This window comes from Serratia sp. PL7 (genome assembly GCF_945957435.1).
In genome coordinates this window covers 93,815-115,379 of record NZ_CAMFLB010000009.1, presented here as the reverse complement: position 1 = coordinate 115,379, position 21,565 = coordinate 93,815, and the positions used below count along the sequence as shown (strand labels likewise).

Genomic DNA, 21,565 nt, shown 5'->3' with positions numbered 1-21,565 from the left:
CCCTGCCTCGTAACGATTTTTTGCATTAAAAACCCCGCAATCCATTATTTTTCACTCTAATGAGTGACATCCGCAAAGGCGCGCGGTCTAACACGGTGGTACACTTTCTGCTTTCCGCCCCACCGTGAAACTCAGGGCGTATTTTTATGATTCCATTGAATGGAATACACGCATTTGCATAAGAAATTGGATAGTCATTAAGTAGGGGTTCACATGCAGGGCACCAGAATTCATCTTATAGTTGGTGGGTTGCTATTGGCTGCAGCCAGTAGCAGCGTGCAGGCTGAAGCACTACAACCCGACCCTGCCTGGCAGCAGGGGGCGTTGGCCAACGGGTTTTCATGGCAGATTCTCGATACGCCGCAGCGGCCGAGTGACCGCGTTGAACTGCGGTTGATCGTCAATACCGGCTCTTTGGTGGAGTCTTCGCAGCAGACCGGCTTTGCTCATCTGCTGCCGCGGCTGGCGTTGGCGCGTAGCGAAAGCTTCACGGCCCCGCAGCTGCGCGCCCTGTGGCAGCAGAGCGTGGACAACGAGCGGCCGCTGCCGCCGGCTATCATCTCGTATGATTTCACCATGTATAACCTCAGTCTGCCGAACAACCGGCCCGACCTGCTGAAAGAAGCGCTGGCCTGGCTGGCAGATACCACCGGCAAATTGGCGATCGACGAGCATACGGTGCATGCGGTGATGAATTCCAGCATCAATCCGGTCGGCACTTTCCCGCCTAATACCCAAGACGTCTGGTGGCGTTACCGCCTGAAAGGCTCGACGCTGCTGGCGCACGATCCGGCGCAGCCGGCAAAACGGCCGGTCAACCTCGAGCAGCTGAAGAAATTCTACCAACAGTGGTATACCCCGGATGCCATGACGCTGTTCGTGGTCGGCAAGGTTGACAGCCGCAGCCTGGGCGAGCAGATCAACAAGGCGTTCTCGCCGCTGCAAGGCAAACGTGAAACCCCGGCCCCGATGCCGACGCTGACACCGCTGCCGCAGCAGCCGGTGAGCCTGATCAGCGAGCAGGTGAAACAGGATACGCTGTCGATCATGTGGGATTCGCCGTGGCACCCGATTCGCGATTCGCAGAGCCTGCTTCGTTACTGGCGTGGCGATCTCGCCCGCGAGGCGCTGTTCTGGCATCTCCAGCAGACGCTGGAAAAAAGCGAACAGAAGAGCCTGCATCTGGGCTTTGACTGCCGCGTGCAGTATCAACGAGGGCAGTGCGCCATTCATCTGGATACGCCGAACAACAATCTGAACGGCAGCCTGGGCTTTATTGCCCGCGAGCTGGCCAACGTGCGTGACAACGGCCTGTCGAAAGAAGAATTCGATGCGTTGCTGGCGCAGAAAAACGATCAGCTGAGCAAGCTGTTCGCGACCTACGCCCGCACCGACACCGATGTGCTGATGAGCCAGCGTCTGCGCTCGCAACAGAGCGGGGTGGTGGATATCGCGCCGGAGCTGTATCAGAAGCTGCGCCAGGAGTTCCTGTCCAGCCTGACGCTGGAGACGCTGAATCAGGCGCTGAAGCTGCAGCTTTCTCAGGAGGCGACGCTAGTGCTGATGCAGCCGAAGGGCGAGCCGGAAATGAGCATGAAGCAGCTGCAGGAAACCTATGACGGCATCATGATGCCGGCGCCGGCGGTGGTGACGGAAGAAGCCAAGCCGGCCGACGCCGCGGTGGCAGCGCCGGCGACGGACGCCAGCGCGCAGTAATTCGCCGCAGGGGGGCTCAGGCCCCCTCAGTTGCGGTACAGCACCTTGATGATGTGGTAACCGAACTGGGTTTTGACCGGGCCGTAAGGTTTGAGCAGCGGGATGCTGAACACCGCTTTATCGAACGCCGGCACCATCGCGCCTTTGTTGAACTCGCCCAGCGAGCCGCCGTTGCGTTTTGACGGGCAGCTCGAGTATTTGCGCGCCAGCGTGTCGAAGCTGACGCCGCGCTTCAGCTTGGCCAGCAGCTCGTTGGCCAGCTTTTCATTGTCTACCAGAATGTGCAGGGCGCACGCCGTTTTTGCCATGGTATTGCCTTTGTCGATGCGAAAATTGCGCTGATTATACCCGCTAAATCTCGTCGGCGCTTTCTGCTACAATTCCCTTCCACGTTTTACAGCCGAGCAAGCCAGCACCATGCGATTAAACCCCAGCCAACAACAAGCCGTCGAATTCGTTACCGGGCCCTGCCTGGTGTTGGCCGGTGCCGGTTCCGGCAAGACGCGCGTTATCACCAACAAGATAGCCCACCTGATCCACCACTGCGGCTACCAGGCGCGGCACATCGCCGCCGTGACCTTTACCAACAAGGCCGCGCGCGAGATGAAAGAGCGCGTGTCGCAAACCCTGGGGCGCAAAGAGGCGCGCGGGCTGATGATTTCCACCTTCCATACCCTGGGGCTGGAGATCATCAAGCGGGAATACGTGGCGTTGGGGATGAAATCCAACTTCTCGCTGTTCGACGACCAAGATCAGCTGGCGCTGTTGAAAGAGCTGACCGAAAAGTGGCTGGAAAGCGATAAAACGCTGGTGGCGCAGCTGATTTCGACCATCTCCAACTGGAAAAACGACCTGATCGATCCCCAGCGGGCGGCGGAGCTGGCGCGCTCGGAGCGCGACAAGCTGTTCGCCCACTGCTACGGCCTGTACCACGCCCATATGCGGGCGTGCAACGTGCTGGACTTCGACGACCTGATCCTGTTGCCAACGCTGCTGTTGCAACGCAACGAAGAGGTGCGCGAACGCTGGCAGCAGCGCATCCGCTACCTGCTGGTGGATGAATACCAGGATACCAACACCAGCCAGTACGAGCTGGTGAAGCTGTTAGTGGGCAACCGCGCGCGCTTTACCGTGGTGGGTGACGATGACCAGTCGATCTACTCCTGGCGCGGCGCGCGGCCGCAGAACCTGGTGCTGCTGAAGGAGGATTTCCCGGCGCTGCAGGTGATCAAACTGGAGCAAAACTACCGTTCCAGCGAGCGCATTCTGAAGGCGGCCAATATCCTGATCGCCAATAACCCGCACGTGTTTGAAAAACGGCTGTTTTCCGAGCTGGGGTATGGCGAAGAGCTGAAAGTGGTGACTGCCAACAACGAGGAGCACGAAGCCGAGCGGGTGGTGGGGGAGCTGATCGCCCACCACTTCGTGAAAAAGACCAACTACGGCGACTATGCGATCCTGTACCGCGGCAACCACCAGTCGCGGGTGTTTGAAAAGATGCTGATGCAGAACCGCATTCCGTACAAGATTTCCGGCGGCACCTCGTTCTTCTCGCGCCCCGAGATTAAGGATCTGCTGGCCTACCTGCGCGTGCTGACCAACCCGGAGGACGACAGCGCCTTCCTGCGCATCGTCAATACCCCCAAGCGCGAGATCGGCCCGGCGACGCTGCAGAAGCTCGGCGAATGGGCCAACCAGCGCAACAAGAGTTTATTCCACGCCAGTTTCGATCTGGGGCTGAGCCAGCACTTGACCGGGCGCGGGCTGGAATCGTTGCAGCGCTTCACCCATTGGCTGGGCGGCATCGCTCAACAGGCGGAGCGTGAGCCGGTGGCGGCGGTGCGCGATCTGATCCGCGGCGTGGATTATGAAAGCTGGCTGTTTGAAACCTCGACCAGCCCGAAGGCCGCCGAAATGCGGATGAAGAACGTCAACACGCTGTTCGGTTGGATGACGGAGATGCTGGAAGGCAACGATTTGGACGAGCCGATGACGCTGACCCAGGTGGTGACGCGCTTCACCCTGCGCGACATGATGGAGCGCGGCGAAAGCGAAGAAGAACTGGATCAGGTACAGCTGATGACGCTGCACGCCTCCAAGGGGCTGGAGTTCCCTTACGTGTTCCTGGTGGGCATGGAAGAGGGCCTGCTGCCGCACCAGAGCAGCATTGACGAAGACAATGTCGACGAAGAGCGGCGTCTGGCCTATGTGGGGATCACCCGCGCGCAAAAAGAGCTGATCTTCACCCTGTGCCGCGAGCGCCGTCAGTACGGTGAGCTGGTGCGGCCGGAGCCGAGCCGCTTCCTGCTGGAGTTGCCGCAGGACGATTTGGCGTGGGAAACCGAGCGCAAAGTGGTAAGCCCGCAGGAGCGGATGCAGAAAGGGCAGAGCCATCTGGCCAATATCCGCGCCCAGCTGGCCAAGGCCAAAGGCGGGAATTAAAAAGACAGGGCGCTCATCGCGCCCTGGTCATTTCAACGTTGTTCTTCCAACCGCAGCGTCCAGTGGACGTAGCTCTGCCAGTGGCTTTCCTGCTCCAGCGCCTCGGCGCGCAGCGGATGCTGTTCCAGCCACCCCGGCGGCAAAATCACCGTCAGTTCATCGTCCTGATTGGCGCGTAAACGCACCGCCGGCAGCGTGTCGTCGCGGCGGCGGCTGGCGAAGATGATCGCCAGGCGCAAAATGCGGCACAGACGCTGCGCGGTGCGCGGCGGCAGGGCGTTTTGCTGGTTCAACAGCGACAGGTCGAGAGGGTTGCTCTGGTTTTGCAGCAGGGTGGCCAGCAGTTTTTTCTGCGCCGGGGTAAAGCCGGGTAAGTCCAGATGGCGGATCAGGTAGGCGGCGTGTTGCGGCGCCTGCTTGAAATCGACGCTGAGGCCGAGTTCGTGGATCAGGCTGGCGCTGTGCAATAGCTCGCGACATCGTGCGTCTAACTGCCACTCGTTGGCGACCTGCTGCGAGAAATTGGCGGCGAGCTGGCTCACGCGTTCGGCCTGCTCGGTATCGATCAGGTAACGGCGCTGCAGGTTGCGGATGGTGCGGATGCGAATATCCTGCTCCACCGGCAGATGCAGCATGCCGTAAACCAGGCCTTCACGCAGCGCTCCGCCGGCCAGCATCATGCTCTCGATGCCGAGCTCCTGGAAAATGGCCAGCAGAATGGACAGGCCGCTCGGGAAGACCAGCGCGCGCTCCAGCGTCAACCCTTCGATCTCCAGCTCTTCCAGCTTGCCGCACTGAATGGCACGCTGTTTCAACTGGCGCAGCTTGGGCAGGGTGATGCGTTCATCCATGCCTTGCGCCACCATGATCTCCTGCAGCGCTTGCACGGTGCCGGAAGCGCCGACGCAGATCTGCCAACCTTGCTGGCGCAGCTGCGGTGCGATCGGCCGCACCATTTCGCGCGCGGCCTGTTCGGCGCGCTCGAAGTTTTCTTGCCCGAGGTTGCGGTCGCTGAAGTAGCGCTCCAGCCAGGTAACGCAGCCCATCGACAGGCTATACAGCTGCGATGCCTGTGCGCCGGTGCCGGTGACCAGTTCGGTGCTGCCGCCGCCGATGTCGACGACCAGCCGCTGATCCGGCCCGCCGGTGGTGTGCGCGACGCCGTGATAAATCAGCCGTGCCTCTTCTTCGCCGCTGATCACCTGCACCGGGCAGCCGAGGATTTGCTCGGCGACCTGCAGGAACTCATCGGCGTTGGACGCCAGGCGCAGCGTGGCGGTGGCGACGACGCGGATCTGCTCGCGCGGAATGTCCTGCAGGCGTTCAGAGAACAGCCGCAGACACTGCCAGCCGCGCTGCATGGCCTCATGCGACAGGTGATTGTGCTGATCCAGCCCGGCCGCCAGGCGCACCTTGCGCTTGATCCGCGCCAGAGTCTGAATGCTGCCGGCCACCTCGCGCACCACCAACATGTGGAAGCTGTTGGAGCCGAGGTCGATGGCAGCATAAAGCGTGCTGGAGCTGAGCATGGCGATCAGCTCGGGCGTTTACGGTTGCTGCGCGGCGCGCCGCCGCGACGAGGCGCGGAGTTGCGACGTGGGCCGTTGCCGCCGCGCGGACGCGACAGGCGCTTCGGCGCCGGCAGATCGGTCAGCAGCGCATCGCTGTTGTACTTGCTCACCGGAATGCTGTGGTCGATATAGGTCTCGATCGCCGGCAGGTTGAGCGCGTACTCTTCACACGCCAGGCTGATGGAGTGGCCGCTGGCGCCTGCTCGGCCGGTACGGCCGATGCGGTGCACGTAGTCTTCGCAGTCGTCAGGCAGATCGTAGTTGAAGACGTGCGTGACGGCGGGAATGTGCAGACCGCGCGCGGCGACGTCGGTGGCGACCAGGATATCCAGGTTGCCCTTGGTGAAATCGTCGAGGATGCGCAGGCGTTTTTTCTGCGCCACGTCACCGGTCAGCAGGCCGACGCGGTGACCGTCGGCGGCCAGATGGCCCCAGATGTCTTCGCAGCGGTGCTTGGTGTTGGCGAAGATGATGGCGCGATCCGGCCACTCTTCTTCGATCAGCGTCTGCAGCAGACGCATTTTTTCTTCGTTGGACGGGTAGAACAGCTCTTCTTTAATGCGGTGGCCGGTTTTCTGTTCCGGTTCCACTTCAACATATTCGGCGTTGTTCATCTGCTCGAAGGCCAATTCGCGTACGCGATAGGACAGGGTAGCGGAGAACAGCATGTTCAGGCGTTGATCGGCCGTAGGCATACGGCGGAACAGCCAACGGATGTCTTTGATAAAGCCAAGATCGTACATGCGATCGGCTTCATCCAGCACGACAACCTGCATCGCGCCGAGATCGACATAGTTCTGCTTGGTGTAATCGATTAAACGGCCGGTGGTGCCAATCAGAATGTCCACGCCGCTTTCCAGCACTTTCAGCTGTTTGTCGTAGCCGTCGCCGCCGTAGGCCAGGCCCAGTTTGAGGCCGGTGCTCTGGGAGAGCGCTTCAGCATCGGAGTGGATTTGCACCGCCAGTTCACGCGTAGGCGCCATGATCAAGGCGCGCGGCTGATTGGTCTGGCGATCCTGTTTCGCCGGGTGAGTCAGCAAATAGTGAAAAGTAGACGCCAAAAACGCCAGCGTCTTTCCGGTACCGGTTTGCGCCTGACCTGCAACGTCACGCCCGGAGAGCGTGAGCGGCAATGCTAACGCCTGGATAGGCGTGCAATTGTGAAACCCTTTTTTCTCAAGGGCTTCAAGGACTAACGGGTGCAGGGCGAAGTCGGAAAACTTCTGTTCGGTCAAGTGTGTTTTGCTCATAGTGTGGTAGAATATCAGCTAACTATTGCTTTACGAAAGCACATCCGTTGAAATAAACGCGGTGCAATAAAATCACCTTGAGTTGGTTAATGCTACACCAACAAGGTAGACATAATCCTGTGGAGTAGAACATGAGCGATAAAATTATTCACCTGACTGACAGCAGCTTCGAAGCCGATGTGCTGAATGCGGAAGGGCCGATCCTGGTCGATTTCTGGGCTGAATGGTGTGGGCCGTGCAAGATGATTGCTCCGATTCTGGATGAGATTGCCGAAGAGTTCGAAGGCAAACTGACCATCACCAAGCTGAATATCGATCAGAACCCGGCTACCGCGCCTAAGTACGGTATCCGTGGTATCCCTACGCTGTTACTGTTCAAGAACGGTGAAGTGGCCGCGACCAAGGTTGGCGCGTTGTCCAAAGGTCAGCTCAAAGATTTCCTGAACGCGAATCTGTAATCGGGCGGGAAGCCCAGTATCAGGCGCCTGGCGGTGATGTTCAATTCACCGCTAGACGCCTGCCAAGAAGCGTGTTAAGTTTAACCACACTGCATATAGAACTTGCCCGAAGTTTTAAATCTAAAGAGTTTGAATCTAAAGCTATACTCTGTGTCGAACCACTGGCGTTGAAAGTAAACTGAACTCAGCCCGTGTTTTGGCAATCAAACGGTTTTGCAAAAATCATTTTTAAGGTACCTTCGATCTTCAACCGTCAATGCGTGCGCCCGATGTAAGCCATTTCTTACCGCGACGGCTCTGCGCCCGGTGATCGAACGTCCAGTAAACAGGCACGCATCTCGCTGCCATACCATTCACGATACAAGTTCGAGACATACCCCGAGTTTAAGAACCCACCACTATGAATCTTACCGAATTAAAGAATACGCCGGTTTCTGAGCTGATTACTCTCGGCGAAAATATGGGGCTGGAAAACCTTGCCCGCATGCGCAAGCAGGACATTATCTTCTCCATTCTGAAGCAACATGCGAAAAGCGGAGAAGATATCTTCGGCGACGGCGTGCTCGAGATATTGCAGGATGGATTCGGTTTCCTCCGCTCTGGAGACAGTTCCTACCTCGCCGGTCCCGACGACATCTATGTATCCCCTAGCCAAATCCGCCGCTTCAACCTCCGCACAGGTGACACCATTTCCGGTAAGATTCGTCCGCCAAAAGAAGGCGAGCGCTATTTTGCCCTGTTGAAAGTCAACGAAGTCAACTACGACAAGCCGGAAAACGCCCGCAGCAAGATCCTGTTCGAGAACTTGACGCCGCTGCACGCCAATTCCCGTCTGCGGATGGAGCGCGGCAACGGCTCGACCGAAGACCTGACGGCGCGCGTACTGGACCTGGCGGCACCGATTGGCCGCGGCCAGCGTGGCCTGATCGTGGCACCGCCGAAAGCCGGTAAAACCATGCTGCTGCAGAACATTGCGCAGAGTATCGCTTACAACCACCCAGACTGCGTGCTGATGGTGCTGCTGATCGACGAACGTCCGGAAGAAGTGACCGAGATGCAGCGCCTGGTGAAAGGTGAAGTGATCGCATCGACCTTCGACGAACCGGCTTCGCGCCACGTGCAAGTGGCCGAAATGGTAATCGAGAAGGCCAAACGCCTGGTTGAGCACAAGAAAGACGTGATCATTCTGCTTGACTCTATCACCCGTCTGGCGCGTGCCTACAACACCGTGGTACCGGCTTCCGGTAAGGTGCTGACCGGTGGTGTGGACGCCAACGCCCTGCATCGTCCGAAGCGTTTCTTCGGTGCGGCACGTAACGTGGAAGAGGGCGGCAGCCTGACCATCATCGCGACCGCGCTGGTTGATACCGGTTCGAAGATGGACGAAGTGATCTACGAAGAATTTAAAGGTACCGGCAACATGGAATTGCACTTGGCGCGTAAAATCGCCGAGAAACGCGTATTCCCGGCGATCGATTACAACCGCTCCGGTACCCGTAAAGAAGAGCTGCTCACCACCTCCGAAGAGCTGCAAAAAATGTGGATCCTGCGCAAAATCATTCACCCGATGGGTGAGATTGACGCGATGGAGTTCCTCATTAATAAGTTGGCGATGACTAAAACCAACGATGAATTCTTCGATATGATGAAACGCTCATAATTCGTTAAAAAATTCGCTGAACGCCACGCCTAGTCGTGGCGTTTTTCGCTTTTGGCGGATACGATAAGTAGCAGTAATGGAAAAGTAAGTTGTTTCCTCGACTTATTGAGAATTCATCTTGTTTGTCGGTCGGCGTTGCGTCGGTCGGCTTTGCTGCTGTCGTTTTGTCAGCCGATGCGAAGAAAATAGGCATGAATCACCGTTGTCATAGGAAATGACCGAAAGGTGGCGGGGGCCGATGGCACAAGCTATTGCCCGTGGTAAGCTGCCTTATCTTCTACAGAGATCTGTTAACTGTGAACTTACTCACTATGAGTACTGAAATTCTATTTGTTTTCCTGTTTTCTTTGGCTTTTCTCTTTGTTGCCCGCAAGGCGGCAAAACGTATTGGTCTGGTAGATAAACCCAATTATCGCAAACGCCATCAGGGGCTGATTCCTCTGGTCGGCGGTATTTCCGTTTATGCCGGATTGTGCTTCGCATTTTGGATCTCCGAACAGCCTATCGCGCACGCCAAGCTTTACCTCACCTGCGCCGGCATTCTGGTGTTTGTGGGCGCGCTCGACGATCGTTTTGACATCAGCGTTAAGATCCGCGCCCTGGTGCAGGCGTTGGTCGGCATCGCCATGATGGTGTTCGCCGGTCTGTATCTGCGCAGCTTCGGCCATGTGCTGGGCGACTGGGAGATGTTGCTGGGGCCGTTCGGCTATTTGGTGACGCTGTTCGCGGTATGGGCGGCGATCAACGCCTTCAACATGGTCGATGGCATTGATGGCCTGCTGGGTGGGCTGTCATGCGTTTCCTTCGGCGCGCTGGGTCTGTTGCTGTACCTGAGCGGTCACCATGAGATGGCGTTCTGGTGCTTTGCGATGATCGCCACCATCGTTCCCTATATTTTGCTCAACCTCGGCATCCTCGGCCGCCGTTATAAGGTGTTCATGGGGGATGCCGGCAGTACCCTGATCGGCTTTACCGCCATTTGGCTGCTGTTGCAAAGCTCGCAGGGCAAGGCACACTCGATTAACCCGGTGACTGCGCTGTGGATCATCGCTATTCCGCTGATGGACATGATAGCAATCATGTATCGTCGTTTACGCAAGGGGATGAGCCCCTTCTCTCCCGATCGTCAACATATTCACCACCTGATCATGCGCGCCGGCTTTACGCCACGGCAGGCTTTCGTATTGATCACCCTGGCGGCCGCATTGCTGGCGGCGGTGGGCGTGATCGGCGAACGCCTGACTTTTATCCCTGAGTGGGTTATGTTGGCATTATTCTTGCTTGCATTCTTCCTGTACGGTTACTGCATCAAGCGCGCCTGGCGGGTTGCGCGGTACATTAAGCGTATCAAGCGCCGGCTGCGGCGTTCGGGCGATAACAAGCAAGTACCTTAACCAGAGACCAGAGGCTTTTTGGCTGTGATGAATCCAGAAACAACGTCTGACAAGCATACCCCGGCGGTGGATAACGAACTCGATATCCGCGGCCTGTGCTGCACCCTGTGGCGCGGCAAACCGTGGATAATCGGCATTGCGGTGCTGTTCGCGGCGGTCGCGCTGATCGTCTCTTATCTGGTTAAGCAAGAATGGAGCGCGACCGCAATCACCGACAAGCCCACAGTGAATGCGCTGGGCGGTTACTACTCCCAGCAACAGTTCCTGCGCAATCTGGATGTGCGCACGTTGCCGGCGGCGGCGGGCGATCAGCCGAGCATCGCGGATGAAGCGTACAATGAGTTCATCATGCAACTGGCGGCTTACGATACGCGTCGCGATTTCTGGCTGCAGAGTGATTATTACAAGCAACGTCAGGAAGGGGATGCCCGCGCCGATGCGGCGCTGCTCGACGAGCTGATCAACAACATCCTGTTCACGCCGCGTGACGACAAAAAAGTCCCGAACGACGGCGTGAAGCTGACGGCGGAAACCGCCGCGGACGCCAACCGCCTGCTGCGTCAATACGTGGCTTTCGCCAGCCACCGTGCTGCTCTGCACCTGAACGAAGAGATCCAAGGGGCATGGGCCGCTCGCACCACCTCGATGAAGGCGCAGGTCAAGCGTCAGGAAGCGGTGGCAGAGTCGGTTTACAAGCGCGAGCTGAATACCACGCAGCAGGCGCTGAAAATCGCTGAAAGCCAGGGGATTAGCCGCACGCAAACCGACACTCCGGCCGAGCAACTGCCGGATTCTGATCTGTTCCTGCTGGGCCGGCCAATGCTGCAGGCACGTCTGGAAGGCCTGCAGGCCTCCGGCCCGACCTACGATCTGGATTACGATCAGAACCGCGCGATGCTGGCGACGCTGAACGTTGGCCCGACGTTGGATGAGAAGTTCCAGACCTATCGTTATTTGCGCACGCCGGAAGAGCCGGTAAAACGTGACAGCCCACGCCGGGTATTCTGGCTGATTCTGTGGGGCGCGATGGGCGCTTTGGTTGGCGCGGGTGTTGCCTTGGCGCGTCGGCCGCGTAGTTAAAAAATAATATAATAATCTGATGCAGGGCGCGTGAGCTCCCCATTCGCAGGCGGTGCCTGCGATTAACCGACCAAAAGAGATTCGCTGTGAAAGTGTTGACTGTTTTCGGCACCAGACCTGAAGCCATTAAAATGGCGCCGCTGGTACATGCACTGGCCCAGGATGAGGCCTTTGACGCAAGAGTCTGCGTAACGGCACAGCATCGTGAGATGTTGGATCAGGTATTGCGGTTGTTTGAGATCACGCCGGATTACGACCTGAACATCATGAAACCCGGCCAGGGGCTAACGGAAATCACCTGTCGCATCCTGGAAGGGTTGAAAGGGGTGCTGGAAGACTTCAAACCGGACGTGGTGCTGGTGCACGGCGATACCACCACCACGCTGGCGACCAGCCTGGCGGCGTTCTATCAACGCATCCCCGTTGGGCATGTCGAGGCCGGGCTGCGTACCGGCAATCTGTATTCTCCCTGGCCGGAAGAGGCCAACCGCAAACTGACCGGCCATCTGGCGATGTACCATTTCGCGCCAACCGAGAACTCGCGCCAGAATCTGTTGCGCGAGCTGCTGCCGGACAACCACATTTTCGTGACCGGCAATACGGTAATCGACGCGCTGTTCTGGGTGCGCGACCGCGTGATGAGTGATGCTGCGCTGCGCGCGGGCCTGGCACAGCGTTACCCGTTCCTCGACGCCGACAAAAAACTGATTCTGGTCACCGGCCATCGCCGGGAAAGCTTTGGCGGCGGTTTTGAGCGGATTTGCAGCGCGCTGGCGGAGATCGCCAGCAGCCACCCGGAAGTGCAGGTGGTGTACCCGGTGCATCTCAATCCGAATGTCAGCGAGCCGGTGAATCGCATTTTGAAAGGCATCGACAACGTCATGCTGATCGAGCCGCAGGATTATTTGCCGTTTGTCTATCTGATGACCCACGCTTACATGATCCTCACCGACTCCGGCGGCATTCAGGAAGAGGCGCCCTCGTTAGGCAAGCCGGTGCTGGTGATGCGCGACACCACCGAGCGCCCGGAGGCGGTAGATGCGGGCACGGTGCGCCTGGTCGGCACCGATGTGGCCAAAATTGTTGAAGCGGTGACCCGGCTGTTGACGGACGAAAGCGAATATCACGCGATGAGCCGGGCGCACAACCCATACGGTGACGGGCATGCCTGTCAGCGTATCCTCGAAGCTTTAAAGAATCATCAGGTGACACTATGAGTTTTGACACTATTTCGGTTATCGGCCTGGGTTATATCGGCTTGCCAACGGCGGCGGCGTTTGCTTCCCGCAAGAAAAAAGTGGTGGGCGTAGATGTTAACCAACATGCGGTAGATACCATTAATCGCGGTGCTATCCACATCGTCGAACCGGATCTGGATAAAGTGGTCAAGGATGCCGTCGACGGCGGTTTCCTGCAGGCGGTGACCAAACCGCTGGCGGCAGATGCGTTCCTGATCGCGGTGCCTACGCCGTTCAAGGGCGACCATGAGCCGGATCTGGCCTATGTCGAGGCGGCGGCGAAATCGCTGGCGCCGGTGCTGAAAAAAGGCGATCTGGTGATCCTTGAGTCCACCTCGCCGGTGGGCGCCACTGAACAGATGGCGGAATGGTTGGCGCAGGCGCGCAGCGATCTCAGCTTCCCGCAACAAGCGGGCGAAGCGGCGGACGTGAATATCGCCTATTGCCCGGAGCGCGTGTTGCCGGGGCAGGTGATGGTGGAGCTGATTCAAAACGATCGCGTGATCGGCGGCATGACGCCGAAGTGCTCGGCGCGCGCCAGTGAGCTGTACAAGATTTTCCTCGAGGGGGAATGCGTGGTCACCAACTCACGCACTGCCGAGATGTGCAAGCTGACGGAAAACAGCTTCCGCGATGTGAACATCGCCTTTGCTAACGAACTGTCGCTGATTTGCGCCGAACAGGGGATCAACGTCTGGGAACTGATTCGCCTGGCGAACCGTCACCCGCGGGTGAACATTCTACAGCCTGGCCCAGGCGTCGGCGGCCACTGCATCGCCGTCGATCCGTGGTTTATCGTGGCGCAGAACCCGCAGCAGGCGCGCTTGATCCATACCGCACGTCTGGTGAACGACGGCAAACCGTTGTGGGTGGTCGACCGGGTGAAAGCGGCGGTGGCCGATTGCCTGGCCGCCACCGACAAGCGCGCGTCCGAGGTGAAAATTGCCTGTTTCGGCCTGGCCTTCAAGCCGAATATCGACGATTTGCGTGAAAGCCCGGCGGTAGAGGTGGCGCACCTGATCGCCGAATGGCACGTCGGCGAAACGCTGGCGGTGGAACCGAACGTCGAACAGTTGCCGAAGTCGCTGGCGGGCCATGTGACGTTGACGCCGATTGCCGAGGCGTTGCAGCAGGCCGATGTGATCGTGATGTTGGTCGATCACCAACAGTTCAGGGCCATCCGGCCGGAAGATGTAAAACAAACATGGGTTGTTGATACCAAAGGAGTATGGCGTTGAAACGTATTTTAGTTACCGGTGGTGCCGGTTTCATTGGCTCCGCAGTTGTGCGGCACATCATCGAGGCCACCGGCGACAGCGTGGTGGTGGTGGATAAGCTGACCTATGCCGGTAACCTCGAGTCGCTGGCGGTGGTGGCCGAGAGCGAGCGCTATGCTTTTGAGCAGGTCGACATCTGCGATCGCGCCGGGTTGGATCGGGTATTTGCCCAGTATCAACCGGATGTAGTGATGCACCTGGCGGCGGAAAGCCACGTCGATCGTTCTATCGACGGCCCGGCGGCCTTTATCGAGACTAACGTGGTTGGCACTTACACGATGCTGGAAGCGGCGCGCCATTACTGGCAGCCGTTGGCGGCGGAGAAGAAGCTGGCTTTCCGTTTCCATCATATCTCCACCGACGAAGTGTACGGCGACCTGCACGGCACCGACGATCTGTTCACCGAAACCACGCCCTATGCGCCGAGCAGTCCGTATTCCGCCTCCAAGGCGTCGAGCGATCATCTGGTGCGTGCCTGGTTACGCACCTACGGTTTGCCGACCCTCGTGACTAACTGTTCGAATAACTACGGTCCTTATCACTTCCCGGAGAAGTTAATTCCGTTGGTGATCCTGAATGCGGTAGCCGGCAAACCGCTGCCGGTATACGGCAACGGCGCGCAGGTGCGTGACTGGTTGTATGTCGAGGATCACGCGCGTGCGCTCTATCAGGTCGTGACCGAAGGCGTGGTGGGCGAAACTTACAATATTGGTGGCCACAACGAGCGCAAGAATATCGAAGTGGTACAGACCATTTGCGATCTGCTGGAGGAACTGGCGCCAAACAAACCAGAAGGCGTGGCGAACTACCGCGATCTCATCATTTACGTGAAGGATCGCCCGGGCCACGACATGCGTTATGCCATCGACGCTAGCAAAATCGATCGTGAGTTGGGCTGGCGGCCGCAGGAAACCTTCGAAAGCGGCATTCGCAAGACGGTAGCCTGGTACCTGGCTAACGAAACCTGGTGGCGCCGGGTGCAAGACGGTTCTTATGCCGGCGAGCGTTTAGGGTTGTCAGATTAATTTAACGCCGCGTCGCTCTGCGGCGGCGCGGCGGTTTTTGGAGTAAGTATGAAAGGTATTATTCTGGCTGGCGGTTCCGGTACGCGTCTTCATCCGATCACTCGTGGCGTGTCCAAGCAACTGCTGCCGATTTATGACAAGCCGATGATCTATTACCCGATGTCGGTACTGATGCTGGCGGGGATCCGCGATATTTTGATCATCTCGACCCCGGAAGATCTGCCGTCCTTCGAACGTTTGTTGGGTAACGGCGAACAGTTCGGCGTCAATCTCAGCTACGCTGCGCAGCCTAAGCCTGAAGGTCTGGCGCAGGCGTTTCTGATCGGCGAGGAGTTTATCAACGGCGATTCTTGCTGCCTGGTGTTGGGCGATAACATCTTCTTCGGCCAATCTTTCAGCCCGAAATTAAAAACCGTCGCGGCCCGCACCGAAGGGGCCACCGTGTTCGGTTATCAGGTCATGGATCCTGAACGCTTTGGCGTGGTGGAGTTTGACGGCAACTTCCGTGCGCTGTCGATCGAAGAGAAACCGAAGAAACCGAAATCCGATTGGGCGGTGACCGGTCTGTACTTCTACGATAGCCAAGTGGTGGAGTTTGCCAAGCAGGTGAAGCCTTCTGAGCGCGGCGAGCTGGAAATCACCAGCATCAACCAGATGTATCTGGAGCGCGGTGAACTGACCGTCGAGCTGTTGGGACGCGGTTTCGCCTGGTTGGACACCGGGACTCACGACAGTCTGCTGGAAGCCAGCAGCTTCGTGCAGACGGTAGAAAAACGCCAGGGCTTTAAAATCGCCTGTCTAGAGGAAATTGCCTGGCGCAACGGTTGGCTGGATGACAAGGGACTCAAACGTGCCGCCAACGCCTTGTCGAAAACCGGTTACGGTAAGTACCTGTTGGATCTGCTGCATGTGCGTCCACGCCACTATTGAGCCTTTGGCGTGGGAAAGCGAGTTTTTCGCGCTAGACAGCGCGAAACTCAGCTTCTCCTCCTCGGCTCCGGCGCTTGCCGAAGCCGATCTGGCGGCTTATGCCTTGGTGCAGGCCAAAGTCCCCGCTCAGCACCTTGCGTTGGCGGACGGTCTGGCTGATTTGGGATTTCGCCTGGTTGAGGGCGAGGTCGATCTGGTTCTGGCTCTTGAGCATGATCACGTGGTTGAACCGGGTTTCGTCGCCCAGACGTCCCGCCTGGCGGCAGAAGCCGATATCCCGGCATTGCGCACCGCGGCGGCTCAGGCGTTCACCGTCAGCCGCTTTCGTACCCCCTGGTATCAACCTGATGACAGCGGCCGGTTTTATGCTTTGTGGATCGAAAAGGCCGTTCTGGGCACCTTCGATCATCAGTGCCTGTTGGCGCTGGACGAACAGGGGCGGCCAGAGGGATTTGTCAGCCTGCGTGACATTGGCGGCCAGGAAATGCGTATCGGCCTGCTGGCGGCTTTCCCCGGCGTATCAGGCCGGGGCATTGGCACTCGGCTGATGACTGCGGCGCTGGCCGAATGTCGGCGGCAAGGAATGCAGCGCCTGCGGGTCGCGACCCAGACAGGCAATATCGCCGCATTACGACTCTATCAACGACAGGGTGCCGTGATTGAAAGCACCGCGTACTGGTTATACAGAGGTAGACATGATTCCATTTAACGCTCCACCGGTTGTTGGCACTGAACTGGAATATATGCAGGCTGCCATGGGCAGCGGCAAATTGTGCGGCGACGGCGGCTTTACCCGTCGCTGCCAGCAGTGGATGGAACAGCGTTTCGGCAGCGCGAAAGTGTTGTTGACGCCTTCCTGCACCGCGTCGTTGGAAATGGCCGCCATCCTGCTGGATATTCAGCCGGGTGACGAAGTGATCATGCCGAGCTTTACCTTCGTTTCAACCGCCAACGCCTTTGTGCTGCGCGGTGCCAAAGTGGTGTTCGTCGACCTGCGTCCGGACACCATGAACATCGACGAAACCAAAATCGAAGCGGCGATCACCGATAAAACCCGCGCGATTGTGCCAGTGCACTATGCCGGCGTTGCCTGCGAGATGGATACCATCATGGCGCTGGCGAAGAAATATAACCTGTTCGTGGTGGAAGACGCCGCGCAGGGTGTGATGTCGACCTACAAAGGCAAGGCATTGGGCACCATTGGCCATATCGGCTGCTTCAGCTTCCATGAAACCAAAAACTACACCGCCGGCGGCGAAGGCGGCGCGACGCTGGTGAACGATCCGGCCCTGATCGATCGGGCGGAAGTCATCCGCGAGAAAGGCACCAACCGCAGCCAGTTCTTCCGTGGCCAGGTCGATAAATATACCTGGCGCGACATCGGTTCCAGCTATTTGATGTCTGACCTGCAGGCCGCTTACCTGTGGGGCCAGCTGGAAGTGGCGGAACGCATCAACCAGCGCCGTTTGGCACTGTGGCAGAAGTACTACGACAGCTTCCTGTCGTTGGCAAAGGCCGGCCGCATCGAACTGCCGAGCATCCCAGCCGACTGCGTGCATAACGCGCACATGTTCTATATCAAGCTGCGTGATATCGAAGAGCGCACGGCCTTTATCGACTACCTGAAGGAAGCCGAAATCATGGCCGTGTTCCACTATATCCCGCTGCATGACTGCCCGGCCGGCGAACAGTTTGGCCGCTTTGCCGGCGAAGATCGTTACACCACGCAGGAAAGTGCGCGTCTGGTGCGCTTGCCGCTGTTCTACAATATGTCTGATGTCAATCAGCGTACGGTAATCAATACCATCCTGAGCTTCTTTGCCTGATATGTCGTTGGCAAAAGCATCGATATGGACCGCCGGCTCCACGCTGATCAAAATTGGCGTGGGGCTCTTGGTGGTGAAACTGCTGGCGGTAGCGTTTGGCCCCAGCGGCGTGGGGCAGGCGGGTAACTTTCGCCAGTTGATCACCGTGCTGGGCGTGCTGTCCGGCGCGGGTATTTTTAACGGTATAACCAAATACGTTGCGGAGTACCATCAGGATCCGCAGCGTTTGCGCCTGGCGGTCGGTACCGCGTCGAGCATCGTGCTGGGCTTTTCGACCTTGCTGGCGCTGGTGTTTCTGTTCGCCGCCGAACCGATCAGCATCGGGCTGTTCGGGCATGCCGATTACGTCGGCGTGGTGCGCGCCGTCGCTTTCATTCAGATGGGCATCGCCTACGCCAACCTGTTCATGGCGGTGCTGAAAGGCTATCGCGACGCGATGGGCAATGCGCTGGCGGTGATCGGCGGTAGCCTGATCGGTGTGGTGGCATATTACCTGTGCTTCAAGCTGGGCGGCTATAAAGGTGCGCTGGCGGGGCTGGCGCTGGTGCCGGCGTTGGTGGTGCTGCCGGCCGGGCTGATGCTGTGGCGGCGCAAAACGCTGCCGCTGCGCTATTTGGCGCTGCGTTGGGACAAACGGGTGGCCGGTAACCTCGGCAAATTCACCGTCATGGCGTTGATCACCTCGGTGACGCTGCCGGTGGCCTACGTCATGATGCGAAACCTGCTGGCCGCGCATTACGGTTGGGATGAGGTGGGGATCTGGCAAGGCGTCAGCAGCATTTCCGATGCCTATCTGCAGTTTATCACCGCCTCGTTTACCGTCTATCTGCTGCCGACGCTGTCGCGGCTGACGGACAAGGGCGCCATCTCGCGGGAGATCGTGCGCTCGCTGAAATTCGTGCTGCCGGCGGTAGCGGCAGCGAGCTTTACGGTCTGGGTGCTGCGCGATTTCGCTATCTGGCTGCTGTTCTCGGATAAATTCGTCGCCATGCGCGATCTGTTTGCCTGGCAACTGGTGGGCGACGTGCTGAAAGTCGGGGCTTATGTGTTCGGCTATCTGGTGATCGCTAAAGCGTCGCTGCGCTTTTATATCCTGACGGAAGTCAGCCAGTTTCTGCTGCTGACGCTGTTCTCGCACTGGCTGATCCCGCAGCACGGCGCGCTGGGTGCGGCTCAGGCCTATATGGCAACCTACATCGTGTATTTCGCGCTCTGTAGCTGCGTGTTTCTTATTTATCGTAGACGAGTATGACCATACTGATTCACGTTCTGGGATCCGATATCCCGCATCATAACCAGACGGTGCTGCGCTTCTTCAACGACGTGCTGGCGCCGCGTTTGCCGGCTGAGCAGACGCGGCATTTTATGGTGGCGGCCAAGGATGTGGCGGCACTGGGGGATTTCCCCGCCCTGAATATTGAGCCTTACGCCGATAAGAAAAGCCTGGCGGCGGCGGTGATCGCCCGCGCCCAGGCCGATCGCGCTGCGCGCTTCTTCCTGCACGGCCAGTTCAATCCGGGGCTGTGGCTGGCGCTGCTGAGCGGCAAGATCAAGGCGCGTCAGGTCAGTTGGCATATTTGGGGCGCCGATCTGTACGAAGACGCCACCAGCTGGAAATTCAGGCTGTTTTATCTGCTGCGCCGCATTGCCCAGGGGCGGGTGGGGAATGTATTTGCTACCCGCGGCGACGTGATTCACTACCAGCAGCGCCATGCGCGGGTACCGGCTTCGCTGCTGTACTTCCCGACCCGCATGGATCCGGCGCTGACCGACGTTCACGTCGAGAAAAATCTGGCCGGGCCGATGACGATTCTGGTGGGCAACTCCGGCGATCGCAGCAATCGGCATATCGAAGCACTGCAGGCGATCCATCAGCAGTTCGGCGCCGACGTGCGCGTGATCCTGCCGATGGGCTATCCGGCCAATAACGACGCTTACATCGAGCAGGTGCGTGCCGCCGGATTGCCGCTGTTCGGCGAGAAAAATCTGCAGCTGCTCACGCAGCAGGTGGCGTTTGAAGACTATCTCAACATCCTGCGCGCCTGCGATCTCGGCTATTTCATTTTCAATCGCCAGCAGGGGATAGGCACCCTGTGCCTGCTGATTCAGTTTGGCGTGCCTTTCGTGCTCAGCCGGCAGAACCCGTTTTGGCAGGATTTGGCGGAACAGCACCTGCCGGTGCTGTTCTACGGCGACTCGCTCGACGAGACGGTGGTGCGCGAAGCGCAGCGTCAGCTGGCGGCGGTAGATAAACAGGCGATCGCTTTCTTCAATCCGAACTATGTCGACGGCTGGCAGCAAGCCCTGGCGCTGGCGGCGGGAGAGCACTCATGACGTTGGCGCAATTCGGCGGCCTGTTCGTCGTCTACCTGGTCAGCCTGACGTTTATTCTGACGCTGACCTACCAGGAGTTTCGGCGCGTGCGCTTTAACTTCAACGTCTTCTTCTCGCTGCTGTATTTGCTGACGTTTTATTTCGGCTTCCCGCTGACCTGTCTGCTGGTGTTTCAGTTTGACGTCGAGGTGGTGCCGGTGGAGTTTCTGCTGTACGCCTTGCTGTCGGCGACGGCGTTTTACGCCATCTATTACGTCACCTACAAGACCCGGCTGCGCAAGCGCCGCTCTCAGCCGCGTGCGGCGCTATTCACCATGAACCGGGTGGAAACCCATATGACCTGGGTGCTTCTGGCCCTGGTGGCGATCGGGACCGTGGGTATCTTCTTCATGCAGAACGGCTTCCTGCTGTTCAAGCTCAATTCCTACAGCCAGATCTTCTCCAGCGACGTGTCCGGCGTGGCGCTCAAACGGTTCTTCTACTTCTTCATTCCGGCGATGCTGGTGGTCTATTTCCTGCGGCAGGATCTGCGCGCCTGGTTCTTGTTCCTGGTGGCGACGGTGGCGTTCGGCATTCTGACCTACGTCATCGTCGGCGGCACCCGCGCCAATATCATCATCGCCTTCGCGCTGTTCCTGTTTATCGGTATCGTGCGCGGCTGGATCACGCTGTGGATGTTGGCGGCGGCGGGCATATTCGGTGTGGTCGGCATGTTCTGGCTGGCGTTGAAGCGCTACAGCCTGGACGTCAGCGGCGCGGAAGCGTTTTATACCTTCCTTTATCTGACCCGCGATACTTTCTCGCCGTGGGAAAATCTGGCGCTGCTGCTGCAAAATTACGACAAGATCGATTTCCAGGGCCTGGCGCCGATCCTGCGTGATTTCTACGTCTTTATCCCAACCTGGCTATGGCCGGGCCGGCCGGACGTGGTGCTGAACTCAGCCAACTATTTCACCTGGGAAGTGCTGAACAATCACTCCGGGCTGGCGATTTCCCCGACACTGATCGGTTCACTGGTGGTGATGGGCGGCGCGCTGTTTATCCCGCTCGGCGCGATTCTGGTGGGCATGATCATCAAGTGGTTCGACTGGCTGTATGAGTTGGGTAAAACCGAACCGAACCGCTATAAGGCGGCCATTCTGCAAGGCTTCTGCTTCGGTGCGGTGTTCAACATAATCGTATTGGCGCGTGAAGGGGTGGACTCATTTGTGTCGCGCGTGGTGTTCTTCTGCATTATTTTCGGCGCCTGTCTGGTGCTGGCGAAGTTGCTGTATTGGCTGTTCGATACCGCCGGGCTCATCAAGGCCAGAGTGACGCGCGCCCGCGCGCTGGCGTCTCCGCCTCGGGCGAACGGTCTTTTGTAA

Annotated in this window: 18 protein-coding genes; 15 read left to right on the top strand and 3 right to left on the bottom strand. The window is 58.5% G+C overall.

Annotated features, from left to right (window positions below):
* Positions 1-213: 213 nt before the first annotated feature.
* On the top strand, positions 214-1,716 hold the full coding sequence (locus N6G83_RS29705; protein WP_025304850.1) for a M16 family metallopeptidase: 1,503 nt from the start codon (positions 214-216) through the stop codon (positions 1,714-1,716).
* Between the two features lie 26 nt (positions 1,717-1,742).
* On the opposite strand, the gene ppiC is transcribed toward N6G83_RS29705, so the two are convergent.
* Entirely contained in the window at positions 1,743-2,024 is a 282-nt protein-coding gene (gene ppiC, locus N6G83_RS29700) for a peptidylprolyl isomerase PpiC (protein WP_004934175.1), read from the bottom strand.
* Positions 2,025-2,133: 109 nt separating this feature from the next.
* Here ppiC and rep point away from each other — a divergent pair, with 109 nt between their 5' ends.
* Entirely contained in the window at positions 2,134-4,158 is a 2,025-nt protein-coding gene (gene rep / locus N6G83_RS29695) for a DNA helicase Rep (RefSeq protein ID WP_043142264.1), read from the top strand.
* A gap of 32 nt (positions 4,159-4,190) precedes the next feature.
* On the opposite strand, the gene ppx is transcribed toward rep, so the two are convergent.
* Positions 4,191-5,687 (bottom strand): exopolyphosphatase, encoded by a 1,497-nt coding sequence (gene ppx / locus N6G83_RS29690; protein ID WP_043142260.1) that lies wholly within the window; start codon positions 5,685-5,687, stop codon positions 4,191-4,193.
* Positions 5,688-5,692: 5 nt separating this feature from the next.
* Positions 5,693-6,979 carry an ATP-dependent RNA helicase RhlB gene (rhlB, locus tag N6G83_RS29685; RefSeq protein ID WP_025304853.1) on the bottom strand — a complete coding sequence of 429 codons (1,287 nt, stop codon included), beginning with the start codon at positions 6,977-6,979 and terminating at the stop codon, positions 5,693-5,695.
* A 131-nt stretch (positions 6,980-7,110) separates the two neighbouring features.
* Here rhlB and trxA point away from each other — a divergent pair, with 131 nt between their 5' ends.
* From trxA to wzyE, 13 genes are all read left to right on the top strand, one after another.
* Complete coding sequence (trxA, locus tag N6G83_RS29680; protein ID WP_025304854.1) at positions 7,111-7,437, top strand: thioredoxin TrxA; 327 nt, start codon at positions 7,111-7,113, stop codon at positions 7,435-7,437.
* A gap of 400 nt (positions 7,438-7,837) precedes the next feature.
* Entirely contained in the window at positions 7,838-9,097 is a 1,260-nt protein-coding gene (gene rho, locus N6G83_RS29675) for a transcription termination factor Rho (protein WP_004934188.1), read from the top strand.
* A gap of 296 nt (positions 9,098-9,393) precedes the next feature.
* Positions 9,394-10,491 carry a UDP-N-acetylglucosamine--undecaprenyl-phosphate N-acetylglucosaminephosphotransferase gene (gene wecA, locus N6G83_RS29670; protein WP_025304855.1) on the top strand — a complete coding sequence of 366 codons (1,098 nt, stop codon included), beginning with the start codon at positions 9,394-9,396 and terminating at the stop codon, positions 10,489-10,491.
* Between the two features lie 27 nt (positions 10,492-10,518).
* Positions 10,519-11,571, top strand: coding sequence for an ECA polysaccharide chain length modulation protein (gene wzzE / locus N6G83_RS29665; protein WP_043142257.1), 1,053 nt, complete (start codon positions 10,519-10,521; stop codon positions 11,569-11,571).
* 86 nt (positions 11,572-11,657) lie between these two features.
* The gene (gene wecB / locus N6G83_RS29660) at positions 11,658-12,788 is read left to right on the top strand and encodes a non-hydrolyzing UDP-N-acetylglucosamine 2-epimerase (RefSeq protein ID WP_260515979.1); all 1,131 of its coding nucleotides are present in this window, start codon (positions 11,658-11,660) and stop codon (positions 12,786-12,788) included.
* On the top strand, positions 12,785-14,047 hold the full coding sequence (gene wecC, locus N6G83_RS29655) for a UDP-N-acetyl-D-mannosamine dehydrogenase (RefSeq protein WP_197837319.1): 1,263 nt from the start codon (positions 12,785-12,787) through the stop codon (positions 14,045-14,047). The genes wecB and wecC overlap by 4 nt, the downstream gene beginning before the upstream one ends.
* Positions 14,038-15,111 (top strand): dTDP-glucose 4,6-dehydratase, encoded by a 1,074-nt coding sequence (gene rffG / locus N6G83_RS29650; protein ID WP_193389589.1) that lies wholly within the window; start codon positions 14,038-14,040, stop codon positions 15,109-15,111. The genes wecC and rffG overlap by 10 nt, the downstream gene beginning before the upstream one ends.
* Before the next feature lie 48 nt (positions 15,112-15,159).
* Positions 15,160-16,041 (top strand): glucose-1-phosphate thymidylyltransferase RfbA, encoded by an 882-nt coding sequence (rfbA, locus tag N6G83_RS29645; RefSeq protein WP_043142249.1) that lies wholly within the window; start codon positions 15,160-15,162, stop codon positions 16,039-16,041.
* Entirely contained in the window at positions 16,019-16,750 is a 732-nt protein-coding gene (gene rffC, locus N6G83_RS29640; RefSeq protein WP_043142245.1) for a dTDP-4-amino-4,6-dideoxy-D-galactose acyltransferase, read from the top strand. Before rfbA ends, rffC begins: the two co-directional genes overlap by 23 nt.
* The gene (rffA, locus tag N6G83_RS29635; RefSeq protein ID WP_049203642.1) at positions 16,737-17,867 is read left to right on the top strand and encodes a dTDP-4-amino-4,6-dideoxygalactose transaminase; all 1,131 of its coding nucleotides are present in this window, start codon (positions 16,737-16,739) and stop codon (positions 17,865-17,867) included. Before rffC ends, rffA begins: the two co-directional genes overlap by 14 nt.
* A gap of 1 nt (position 17,868) precedes the next feature.
* Entirely contained in the window at positions 17,869-19,119 is a 1,251-nt protein-coding gene (wzxE, locus tag N6G83_RS29630) for a lipid III flippase WzxE (protein WP_049203640.1), read from the top strand.
* Positions 19,116-20,201, top strand: a complete 1,086-nt coding sequence (locus tag N6G83_RS29625) for a TDP-N-acetylfucosamine:lipid II N-acetylfucosaminyltransferase (protein WP_260515975.1) — start codon at positions 19,116-19,118, stop codon at positions 20,199-20,201. The genes wzxE and N6G83_RS29625 overlap by 4 nt, the downstream gene beginning before the upstream one ends.
* Positions 20,198-21,565 (top strand): ECA oligosaccharide polymerase, encoded by a 1,368-nt coding sequence (gene wzyE, locus N6G83_RS29620; protein ID WP_043142238.1) that lies wholly within the window; start codon positions 20,198-20,200, stop codon positions 21,563-21,565. The genes N6G83_RS29625 and wzyE overlap by 4 nt, the downstream gene beginning before the upstream one ends.